This window comes from Micromonospora sp. CV4 (assembly GCF_003667455.1).
Taxonomy (GTDB): domain Bacteria; phylum Actinomycetota; class Actinomycetes; order Mycobacteriales; family Micromonosporaceae; genus Micromonospora.
This window is the reverse complement of sequence record NZ_RCVI01000382.1, coordinates 1-9,136: the sequence shown is the minus strand read 5'-3', so window position 1 is coordinate 9,136 and position 9,136 is coordinate 1. Positions and strand designations below refer to the sequence as shown.

Genomic DNA, 9,136 nt, shown 5'->3' with positions numbered 1-9,136 from the left:
GTCTCAGCGGGTGGAGGGGCCGACGCCGGGGGACTCGACCAGCCGGGAGAGCACGATGGTGCTGCGGGTGGAGGTCACGAAGGACTCGGCGCGTAGCCGCTCCAGCGCCGCCTCCAGGTGGGCGATGTCGGCGGCGCGCAGATGCACCAGCGCGTCCGCCTCGCCGGAGACGGTGTACGCGCCGACCACCTCCGGGTGCCGGCGGGCCGCCACGCCGATCTGCGCCGGGGTGGTCCGGCCGGCGCAGAACAGCTCGACGAACGCCTCGGTGGTCCAGCCGACGGCCGCTGGATCAACCACCGCGGTGAATCCCCTGATCACGCCGGTGGCGCGCAGTCGGTCGACCCGACGCTTGACCGCCGGGGCGGAGAGTGACACCCGGGTGCCGATGTCGGCGTACGACGCGCGGGCGTCGGCGACGAGCAACGCAATGATCCGCTGGTCTACCGCGTCTATCTGCAACGTTCCGCCTCTGGGAAGCAATGGTTGTGGCTGTTACCAAAGTTCAACGGTACCTACTCTTGGTGACCGTGAACCAGCAGCGAGTCTCGCGAAAGCGGACATATCTCATGTGCTCGCCCGAGCACTTCGCGGTGGAGTACGCGATCAATCCGTGGATGGACGTGACCACCCCGGTCGACCGGGAACTGGCCGTCAAACAGTGGGACCGGCTGCGCGAGACGTTGGTCGGCCTCGGCCACCAGGTGCACCTGTTGACCCCCGAGCGTGGCCTGCCCGACATGGTGTACGCCGCGAACGGCGGCTTCGTGGTGGACGGCAGCGTCTACGGCGCGCGGTTCAAGCACGAGCAGCGGGCCGCCGAGGCCGCCCTGCACCATGCCTTCTACGAGTCGCAGGGCTGGCGGTTCATCGCCCCGAGCGAGACCAACGAGGGCGAGGGTGACTTCGCGTACGTGCCGGAGGCGCACGGCGGGCTCATCCTGGCGGGGCACGGCTTCCGCACCGAGATCCCGGCGCACGCCGAGGCGCAGGAGGCGCTGGGCCGGCCGGTGGTGTCGCTGCGCCTGATCGACCCGCGCTTCTACCACCTGGACGTGGCGCTCGCCGCCATCGACGACTCGAACGTCGTGTACTTCCCCGGCGCGTTCTCCGCCGCCAGCCAGCGGGTGCTCACCCAGCTCTTCCCGGACGCGGTGATCGCCGACGACGAGGACGCGATGGCCTTCGGGCTCAACCTGGTCAGCGACGGCGCGAACGTGGTGCTCAACAGCGAGGCCACCCGGCTGGCCGGCAAGCTCAAGGCCGCCGGTTACAACCCGGTCCCGGTCGAGCTGGCCGAGCTGAAGAAGGGCGGTGGCAGCGCGAAGTGCTGCATCGGGGAGTTGCGGCACTGACCGGAACACCGCCGCGTACGACCAGGGCCGGCCTCCCTCTCGGGAGACCGGCCCTGACGTTCGCTCCTGCTGGCGCTCAGCCCAGCGTGGCCAGCTCGTTGATCAGCACGTTCGACATGACCTGACCGTCGCGCTGCACCTCGCGCAGGTACCACTTCTGCTGCGGCGTACGCGGCTGGTTGAACTGCCAGATGCCGCGCGGGCTGTCGATCTGGCCGATCTTGCCCAGCGCCAGGTTGACCTGCTGGGGGTTGGGGGACCCGCCGGTCAGCTGGATCGCCTGGTCGAGCACCTGCGCCGCGTCGTACGACGCCATGGCGTAGGTGGTGGGCGTGACCTGGTACTTCTTGCGGTACGCCGAGGCGAAGACCCGGTTGGACGTGTTGTTCAGGTCGGCCGAGTAGTTCAGCGCGGTCTGGATGCCGAGCGCGTCCCGGTCCATGCTCTCCAGCACGGTGCCCTCGGTGAGGAAGCCGGGTGCGTACACCGGCCCGGAGAACTGGTCACGCAGCTGCTTGATGAACTCCACCGCCGCCGCGCCGGCGTAGAAGCAGACGACCGCGGTCGGCTTCTTGTTCAGCGCCTTGCGGATGTCCGCGACGTACGTGTTCTTGCCGGGGTTCGAGGTGGGGTTGGTGTTGGTCACCGGGTCGGCGATCCGCGGGTCACTGGCGCCGAACTCCTGCCGGAAGCCCCGCACCACGTCCGGGCTGCCGACGTTCTCCGGCATGATCATGGCGATGCGACCGTTCGACGGCAGCTGGTCGCGCAGGTAGCGGCCCAGCGCTCGGCCGGCCTCGTCCAGCACGTAGGACGTCCGCCAGATGTAGAAGACGCTCTGCAGGCTGCTCGGTGAGGCGTTGGAGCCGATCAGCGGGACCCGGGCCTGCTCCACGGTGTCCCGGATGCCGACCATCACCGACGAGTTGACCACCCCGGTGAGCGCCAGCACACCCTTCTTGAGCAGGTCTTCGACGGCTGCCTTGCCGGTCTTGGCGGTGTCACCCTCGTCGGCGGTCAGCAGCTCCACCGGGTGCCCGCCCAACCGCTGGTTGTGCAGGTCGAGGAAGAGCTGGAAACCGTTGGTGATGTCGTCACCGATGCTCTTGAAGCCGCCGGCCTGCGGCGTGATCAGGCCGATCTTGATTGGCCCCCGGTCGGCGGTCGCCTGATCGTCGGTGTCGGAGCCGCACGCGGCGGCGAATCCGGTCGTACCGAGCGCGGCCAACAGTTGGAGCGCCCGCCTGCGATTCATCTGCGACACCGAGTTCCTTCCCAGGAGCGTTGCAGGGCAGAACACCGCCCCTCCGGCGTTCTACCTGCTCCGCGACGCTGCGTCAATGGTTAGTGATCATCGTGCAAGGACCGCAACATAACGAGGACCCGGGGCCAGGTGGGGGACTCCGGGTCGATCAGCCCGAAATGCTCGCATCCGGGCAGCTCAACAAGGGAAATATCGGATCCTGCGGCACGCGCCGCCGCGACGAAGTCCCGGCTCATCGACACCGGTACCTGCTGGTCGGCCGAGCCATGCATCACTACTGTGCGTGTCTGGGTCGGCACCAATGATCGTGGATCGGCCGCCGCGTAGCGGTCCGGGAACTGCGCCGGGCCGCCGCCGAGCAGCGCCGCCACCGCGCCCGAGTCCAGATCCTGCCGGTACGCCTCGGCCAGGTCGGCCACCGGGGCCAGGGCGAGCACACCACCCACCGTCGCGGGCGCGGTGGCCGCCGCGTACAACGCCAGGTGGCCACCGGCGGAGTGACCGATCAGGATCGGGGCGGCCTCGGTGACCCGGCCGGGCAGCGCCTCGGCGGCCAGCCGGGGCAGCTCGGCGACTCCGGTCAGCACGTCGGTCATGGTCCCCGGCCAGCCGCCGCCCGGCTGCCCGGTACGCCGGTACTCCAGCTGCGCGACCGGGTGGCCGGCCGCGGCGAGCGCGGCGGCCAGCGGCCCGGTGTGCCGCCGGTCGTACTCGGCCCGCCAGAAGCCACCGTGCACCACGACCACCAGCGGGCGTGCGGGGCCGGCACCGGCCGGCTGCCGGAGGTCGGCCACCTGGTCGGGGTGCTCGCCGTATGCCACCGTCCGGTCGGGCTCCGGAGCGGGCCGGGTCAGCACAGCGCGCGGGTCGGCAGACATGGCGCGACGGTAGCGCGCCCCGCCCGGGTGGTTCGGGCCCGGGAGTCGGTCCCGAGCGGCATGGGTTGCGCCCACTGGGTAAAGATGGACCCCATGACCGAAGCGCACTCCGCCGCACAGAACGACGAGCCCGACCGCGACGATTCCGGCCACCCCGGCACCGTGGTGGTGGTCGGCCCGGACGGCCGGCCGATCGGCACGGTCCAGACCGAGGAGGGGCAGAGCGAGGACCCCACCCGCCTGGTCGAGCAGCCGGCCAAGGTGATGCGGATCGGCAGCATGATCAAGCAGTTGCTGGAGGAGGTCAAGGCCGCCCCTCTGGACGACGCCAGCCGCAACCGGATGCGCGAGATCCACCAGCGGTCCATCGTCGAACTCAAGGACGGCCTCGCCCCCGAGCTGCGCGACGAGTTGGAGCGGATCTCCCTGCCCTTCACGGAGGACAAGGCCCCCAGCGAGAGCGAGCTGCGCATCGCGCACGCTCAGCTCGTCGGCTGGCTGGAGGGCCTGTTCCACGGCATCCAGGCGGCCCTGGTCGCCCAGCAGATGGCCGCCCGGGTCCAGCTGGAGCAGATGCGTTCCGGCCGGCAGGCGCTGCCCAGCGGTCCCGGGGGGATCGTGCCCGGGATGCCGGGCATCGGCCAGCCGACCGGTGGCGAGGGGCACAACACCGGCCAGTACCTCTGACCCGGCCCCGGCCCGGTCAGTCCACCCCGAAGATCTTCTCCAGGTACGCCGCCACGCCGTCCTCGGAGTTCGCCGCGGTCACCTCGTCGGCGACCGCCAGGACGGCGCGGTGTGCGTTGGCGACCGCCACGCCCCGACCGGCCCAGGTCAGCATCGGCACGTCGTTGGGCATGTCGCCGAAGGCCAGCACGTCCGCCGCCGCCACGCCGAGCCGGTCGCAGTACCAGTCGAGCCCGGCCGCCTTGGTCACTCCCGCCGCGGAGATCTCCACCAGCCCCGAGTTCGACGAGTGCGTCGCCTCGGCCAGCCCGGCCACCGCCGCCGCGACCAGGTCGGCGAAGACGTCCGGGTCCCGCTCGCCGGCCCGCACCAGCAGCTTCACCGCCGGAACGGACAGCAGCTCCTCCGGCGTCCGTACCGGGCGAATCGCCTCGTGGTCGGCGTCCCACCGCAGCGGGTACGTCTCCTCGTGGCGCATCTCCCGGCTGTCCAGGATCTCCACGGCGAAGGCGATGTCGGGCACCTCGGCACGCAGCCGCTCGGCCACCTCGGCCAGGTGCTGTGGGGCGAGCGGGTCGGCGCGCAGCACCTCGTCGCGTACCGGGTCGTAGACCACGGCGCCGTTGGCGCAGACCGCCGGCAGCGGCTCGGCCAACTGCTCGTACACCATCTTGAGCCAGCGGACCGGGCGGCCGGTGACCAGCACGACCGGCGTGCCCTGGGCGACGATCCGGGCCAGCACGCCGGCGGTGCGGGCGCTGACCGTGTGGTCGTCGCGGATCAGCGTGCCGTCGATGTCGGTGGCGATCAGTCGGGGTGTTTCTCGCATCACCGGGACAGTAGCCGGTCCAGATACATCGCCACCCCGTCGTCGTCGTTGCGCAGGGTCACCTCGTCGGCGGCGGCACGGACGGCGGGGTGCGCGTTGGCCACCGCCACCCGGGCCCAGCCGGCCCACTCGAACATCGGCAGGTCGTTGGGCATGTCACCGAAGACCAGCACGTCGGCGGGGTCGACCCCGAGGGTCTGCGCGACCACGGTCAGCCCCGTCGCCTTGTCCACCCCGGGCGGGCAGATCTCGATGAACCCGAGCCCGGCCTGGGTGAGTGTGGCGACCTGCGGCGGGATGATCCGGCGGGCCACGGCCAGCAGTTCGTCCACGTGGTGGTCGGCGGTCCGGGCGAAGGCCTTGATCACGTCGCAGGAGAGGCACTCCGCGCGGGTCCGCGCCTCGAACCTGTCCTGGTAGGGCCAGCTCGCGTGGTAGTCGCCCCAGAGCGGGGCGTCGTGCTCGTCGGAGGCCTCGACCATGACGGTCAGCGGGCCGACCTCGGCCTCCAGGTCGGCGAGCAGTCGGGCCAGCACCTCGCCGGCCAGTCGCTCGTCGCGGAGGACCACGGGGCCGGTCGGGTCGCTCTGGTCGACCACCCACCCGCCGCCGGCCATCACCAGGAAGTCGGCGGCCCGGATGTCGTTGCGGGTCAGTTCGGTCAACCGGGGCCCGCGTCCGGTCGCGCCGACCACCGGAATGCCGGCGGCCCGCACCCGGTCGAGCACCCCGTGGGTGTACGCGGAGACGGTGTCGTCGCTGCGAACCAGCGTGCCGTCAAGGTCGGTCGCGATCAGCTTGGGCAGTCCCGGGCGGGTCATCGTTCCTCCTTCGCCCGCCGCCGTCGCAGCCTGCCGTGCGGTACTGGTGCCGAGACCCGGCGTGACGGCGGGCAGCAACCGTACCTCGCGGAACAGGTCGCAACCATGGCTTCCAGGCGAATCGGACGCCAACGCGCGGCGCACCGTCGGTGTCCGGGAATCGCAGGTCAGACGGTACGAGCAGAGCGCCCGACCGCGCCCCCGGCGCGGCTCAGGCCGGGGGGTCCGGGCGGGCGAACGGGACGGCCGGGGCGACGGTCAGGTCGGCCGGCGCGGGCAGGCCGTCCTCGTCGGCAGGATCGTGATCGCGGCGGCGGCGCCAGCCTCGACCCGGCGCCCCGTCGTCGGGGCGGTCGTCCGCCGCCAGCTCCGTGCGCGGACCCGAGGAGGCGGTCGAAGCCAGGCGCAGAGCCGCGCCGAGGAGCACGCAGGCGACGAACGCCATCACGAGGCCGCGACCGTACTCGACCCGGAAACCGTCCTGCGGTGAGTAGAAGTAGGTCCGTTGGCCGCTGTCGTTGAGCGTCGCCGTCGCGGCGATCAGCAGCGCCAGCAGGGCTCCGGCGAGGGTGAGCCCAACCAGCCGGGCGTTCTGCCGGACGGCGGCCGTGCCCCGCAGCGCCAGTGCCACGGCGCAGACCAGGCCGAGCAGGCCGACCAGGTAGCCGACCCCGAAGCCGCCGATGTCAGAGACCCCGGCGGGCACGTCGATCGCGCTGGTCCCGGCGGGGCCGCTGTTCGGCAGGGTCATCACCAGCCACTCGCCGACCAGCGAGGCGACCCCGGCCACCGCGCCGAGCCCGGCGAGCAGCAGAGGCAGCCGGGGGTCCCGGGTGAAGCCGGCCAGGGATCGACCGAACCGGCGCGGCGGGATCGGATCGTCGCCACCCCACTCGATCACGGCCGGGCCGTCGGACCGGTCACCCTGCCGGGGGATTGGCAGCTCCTCGGACATCGGCCATCCTTCCGCCGGTCACGGGCCTGCGTCGAATCATGGCACAGTCGGCGGGTGGTGACCGGGATCGCAGGGCCGGCTTCGGTGCCGGTCGGTCGCTCGGCGGTCGCCTTTCCGCTAGCGTTCTGGTCATGCCTATCCGTACCGCTTCCGCACAATGGCAGGGCAATCTCACCGAGGGTTCGGGCACCGTCCGCACCGGTAAGGGCGGCCTGTCGGGCACCTACTCCTTCAAGTCGCGCTTCGAGGAGGGCGAGGGCACCAACCCCGAGGAGCTGATCGCCGCCGCACACTCCGGCTGCTTCTCGATGGCGTTCTCGAAGGCTCTCGCCGACGCCGGCTCGACGCCCACCTCGGTCGAGACCACCGCCAAGGTCCACCTGGACAAGACCGACGCCGGGATGACCGTGACCCGGATCGACCTGGAGACCGTCGGCCAGGTGCCGGGCATCGACGACGCGGAGTTCCAGAAGCTCGCCGAGGCCGCCAAGGCCAACTGCCCGATCTCCCGACTGCTCTCGCCGGGCGCCGAGATCACCCTCACCGCCCGCCTGGCCTCCTGAGCCGGCCGATCCGCACGCCGCACGTTCACGGACAGGGTCTCCGCCCGCTCGCGGGCGGCCGCTCTCTCCGTGAACGCGCGGACCCCGGCCCGGGCCGCTCATCGTGACCCGTCGCTCCGCACGGGGTCGGGCAGAATGGGTGGGGTGCCGGTGGAGATGACTCGCGAACGCTTCGAGGAGCTGGTCGGCGACGCCCTCGACGAGGTGCCCGAGGAACTGCTCGGCCTGATGAGCAACGTGGTGATCCTGGTCGAGGACGACCCGCCGCCGGACGAACCCGACCTGCTGGGCCTCTACGAGGGGCACGCGCTCACCGACCGGGGCTGGGACTACTCGGGCGTGCTGCCGGACCGGATCTTCATCTACCGCCGCCCGATCCTGCGGATCTGTGACAACGACGAGGACGTCGTCGACGAGGTGGCGGTGACCGTGGTGCACGAGATCGCCCACCACTTCGGCATCGACGACGCGCGGCTGCACGCGCTGGGCTGGGGCTGACCCCGGCCGGTCGCCCGCCGGACCGACCCGCCGCGCCGCTCGGCCGATCGCCCGCGGTTGCCCTGGTCGCCTACCGTCGGTGCAGCGACCGCGACCTTTTCAGGAGGCACCTTTCATGCGCAGCGAGCTGTTCTCCACGGAGAATCTGGAGAAGGAGTCCGCACAGCCCGGCATGCGGCTGCAAAACTCCAAGATGTTGAAGATCGAGCTCAACGGCGAGGCGATGGCCCGGGTCGGGTCGATGGTCGCCTACCAGGGGCAGGTGCAGTTCCAGGCGCTGGGCTCGGGCGGGCTCGGCAAGTTCCTCAAGCAGAAGCTCACCGGCGAGGGTGTCCCGCTGATGAAGGTCTCCGGCCGCGGTGACGTCTTCCTCGCCGAACTGGCCAAGGACGTGCACATCATCGACCTGGAGCCCGGCGACGCCCTCTCCATCAACGGCTCCAGCGTGCTCGCCTTCGACTCCACCCTCCAGTACGACATCCGGATGGTCGGCGGCGCCGGGATGGCCTCCTCGTCCGGCCTGTTCAACTGCGTGTTCAGCGGGCACGGCCGGATCGCCATCACCACCCGAGGCACCCCGGTGGTGCTGAACGTGGACGCCCCGACGTACGTCGACCCGCAGGCCGCGGTCTGCTGGTCGGCCAACCTCCAGACCGGCTACCACCGGGCCGAGCAGCTCGGCCTCGGCACGCTCCTCGGGCGACGCACCGGCGAGTCCTTCACGATGAGCTTCGCCGGCCAGGGCTTCGTGGTGGTCCAGCCCTCCGAGGAGCCGCCGATCATGGGTAGCGGCCAGCAGCAGCAGGAGGGTGGCCTGCTCGGCGGTCTCCTGAGCTGATCACGCCGGTGCCGGCGCCCCTGATCCCGGGACGCGCCGGCACCCCGGTCAGCTCAGCTCGCCGCTGCGCAGCCGGGCCAGCCAGGCCGCCGCGTCGGCGTAGTCGACGTCGGAGAGGCCGGCCGGCGCCGGCACCGGCCGCTCACCCGCCGACTCGGCCCAGCGGTGCCGGGGGTACGAGCCCAGGAAACGGACGTCGGCGCAGACCCGGCGCAGGCCCTGCAACGCCTCGCCCAGCCGCACGTCGGCGACGTGCCCCGTGCAGTCCAGGAAGAAGACGTACCGGCCCAGCGCCTCGCCCGTCGGGCGGGACTCGATCCGGGTCAGGTTGACCCCCCGGACGGCGAGCTCCATCAGCACCGACAACAGCGCGCCGACCCGGTCGTGGGCGATGTAGACCGCGAGCGAGGTGAGGTCGTCGCCGGTCGGCGCGCTGGCCGGGATACGG

Annotated in this window: 12 protein-coding genes; 5 read left to right on the top strand and 7 right to left on the bottom strand. The window is 71.6% G+C overall.

Annotated elements, in window-relative coordinates:
- Positions 1 to 3: 3 nt before the first annotated feature.
- On the bottom strand, positions 4 to 462 hold the full coding sequence (locus EAD98_RS26755) for an Lrp/AsnC family transcriptional regulator (RefSeq protein WP_074315467.1): 459 nt from the start codon (positions 460 to 462) through the stop codon (positions 4 to 6).
- A 59-nt stretch (positions 463 to 521) separates the two neighbouring features.
- On the opposite strand from EAD98_RS26755, the gene ddaH reads away from it, so the two are divergent.
- Entirely contained in the window at positions 522 to 1,355 is an 834-nt protein-coding gene (ddaH, locus tag EAD98_RS26750) for a dimethylargininase (RefSeq protein WP_368666174.1), read from the top strand.
- Between the two features lie 76 nt (positions 1,356 to 1,431).
- Here the strand turns inward: ddaH and EAD98_RS26745 are convergent, their stop codons facing one another.
- Together EAD98_RS26745 and EAD98_RS26740 are read right to left on the bottom strand one after the other, a co-directional pair.
- On the bottom strand, positions 1,432 to 2,619 hold the full coding sequence (locus EAD98_RS26745) for an ABC transporter substrate-binding protein (protein WP_121656735.1): 1,188 nt from the start codon (positions 2,617 to 2,619) through the stop codon (positions 1,432 to 1,434).
- An 80-nt stretch (positions 2,620 to 2,699) separates the two neighbouring features.
- A complete protein-coding gene (locus EAD98_RS26740) occupies positions 2,700 to 3,497 on the bottom strand; it encodes a S9 family peptidase (RefSeq protein ID WP_121656734.1) in 798 nt (265 codons plus the stop codon).
- Positions 3,498 to 3,581: 84 nt separating this feature from the next.
- On the opposite strand from EAD98_RS26740, the gene EAD98_RS26735 reads away from it, so the two are divergent.
- On the top strand, positions 3,582 to 4,184 hold the full coding sequence (locus tag EAD98_RS26735) for a bacterial proteasome activator family protein (RefSeq protein ID WP_121656733.1): 603 nt from the start codon (positions 3,582 to 3,584) through the stop codon (positions 4,182 to 4,184).
- A gap of 16 nt (positions 4,185 to 4,200) precedes the next feature.
- Here the strand turns inward: EAD98_RS26735 and EAD98_RS26730 are convergent, their stop codons facing one another.
- The 3 genes from EAD98_RS26730 to EAD98_RS26720 form a co-directional block, all read right to left on the bottom strand.
- A complete protein-coding gene (locus EAD98_RS26730; protein ID WP_121656732.1) occupies positions 4,201 to 5,013 on the bottom strand; it encodes an HAD family hydrolase in 813 nt (270 codons plus the stop codon).
- A complete protein-coding gene (locus EAD98_RS26725; RefSeq protein ID WP_121656731.1) occupies positions 5,013 to 5,834 on the bottom strand; it encodes an HAD-IIB family hydrolase in 822 nt (273 codons plus the stop codon). Before EAD98_RS26725 ends, EAD98_RS26730 begins: the two co-directional genes overlap by 1 nt.
- Positions 5,835 to 6,045: 211 nt before the next feature.
- Entirely contained in the window at positions 6,046 to 6,789 is a 744-nt protein-coding gene (locus tag EAD98_RS26720) for a hypothetical protein (protein WP_121656730.1), read from the bottom strand.
- A gap of 131 nt (positions 6,790 to 6,920) precedes the next feature.
- On the opposite strand from EAD98_RS26720, the gene EAD98_RS26715 reads away from it, so the two are divergent.
- The 3 genes from EAD98_RS26715 (at position 6,921) to EAD98_RS26705 (ending at position 8,688) form a co-directional block, all read left to right on the top strand.
- Positions 6,921 to 7,352 (top strand): OsmC family protein, encoded by a 432-nt coding sequence (locus EAD98_RS26715; protein ID WP_121656729.1) that lies wholly within the window; start codon positions 6,921 to 6,923, stop codon positions 7,350 to 7,352.
- Positions 7,353 to 7,502: 150 nt separating this feature from the next.
- Positions 7,503 to 7,850: a metallopeptidase family protein gene (locus EAD98_RS26710; protein ID WP_199723567.1), complete on the top strand. Its 348-nt coding sequence runs from the start codon at positions 7,503 to 7,505 to the stop codon at positions 7,848 to 7,850.
- 115 nt (positions 7,851 to 7,965) lie between these two features.
- The gene (locus EAD98_RS26705; protein ID WP_121656728.1) at positions 7,966 to 8,688 is read left to right on the top strand and encodes an AIM24 family protein; all 723 of its coding nucleotides are present in this window, start codon (positions 7,966 to 7,968) and stop codon (positions 8,686 to 8,688) included.
- Positions 8,689 to 8,736: 48 nt separating this feature from the next.
- Here EAD98_RS26705 and EAD98_RS26700 read toward each other — a convergent pair.
- Positions 8,737 to 9,136, bottom strand: a 400-nt coding sequence (locus EAD98_RS26700; RefSeq protein WP_121656727.1) for an ACT domain-containing protein, incomplete at its 5' end; no start/stop codon positions are given.

Bases quoted from the DNA above. Each gene is read 5' to 3' on its own strand.
- EAD98_RS26740 (WP_121656734.1), bottom strand. From the start codon at position 3,497: ATGTCTGCCGACCCGCGCGCTGTGCTGACCCGGCCCGCTCCGGAGCCC.
- EAD98_RS26725 (WP_121656731.1), bottom strand. From the start codon at position 5,834: ATGACCCGCCCGGGACTGCCCAAGCTGATCGCGACCGACCTTGACGGC.
- EAD98_RS26720 (WP_121656730.1), bottom strand. From the start codon at position 6,789: ATGTCCGAGGAGCTGCCAATCCCCCGGCAGGGTGACCGGTCCGACGGC.
- EAD98_RS26715 (WP_121656729.1), top strand. From the start codon at position 6,921: ATGCCTATCCGTACCGCTTCCGCACAATGGCAGGGCAATCTCACCGAG.
- EAD98_RS26705 (WP_121656728.1), top strand. From the start codon at position 7,966: ATGCGCAGCGAGCTGTTCTCCACGGAGAATCTGGAGAAGGAGTCCGCA.
- EAD98_RS26730 (WP_121656732.1), bottom strand. From the start codon at position 5,013: ATGCGAGAAACACCCCGACTGATCGCCACCGACATCGACGGCACGCTG.
- EAD98_RS26735 (WP_121656733.1), top strand. From the start codon at position 3,582: ATGGACCCCATGACCGAAGCGCACTCCGCCGCACAGAACGACGAGCCC.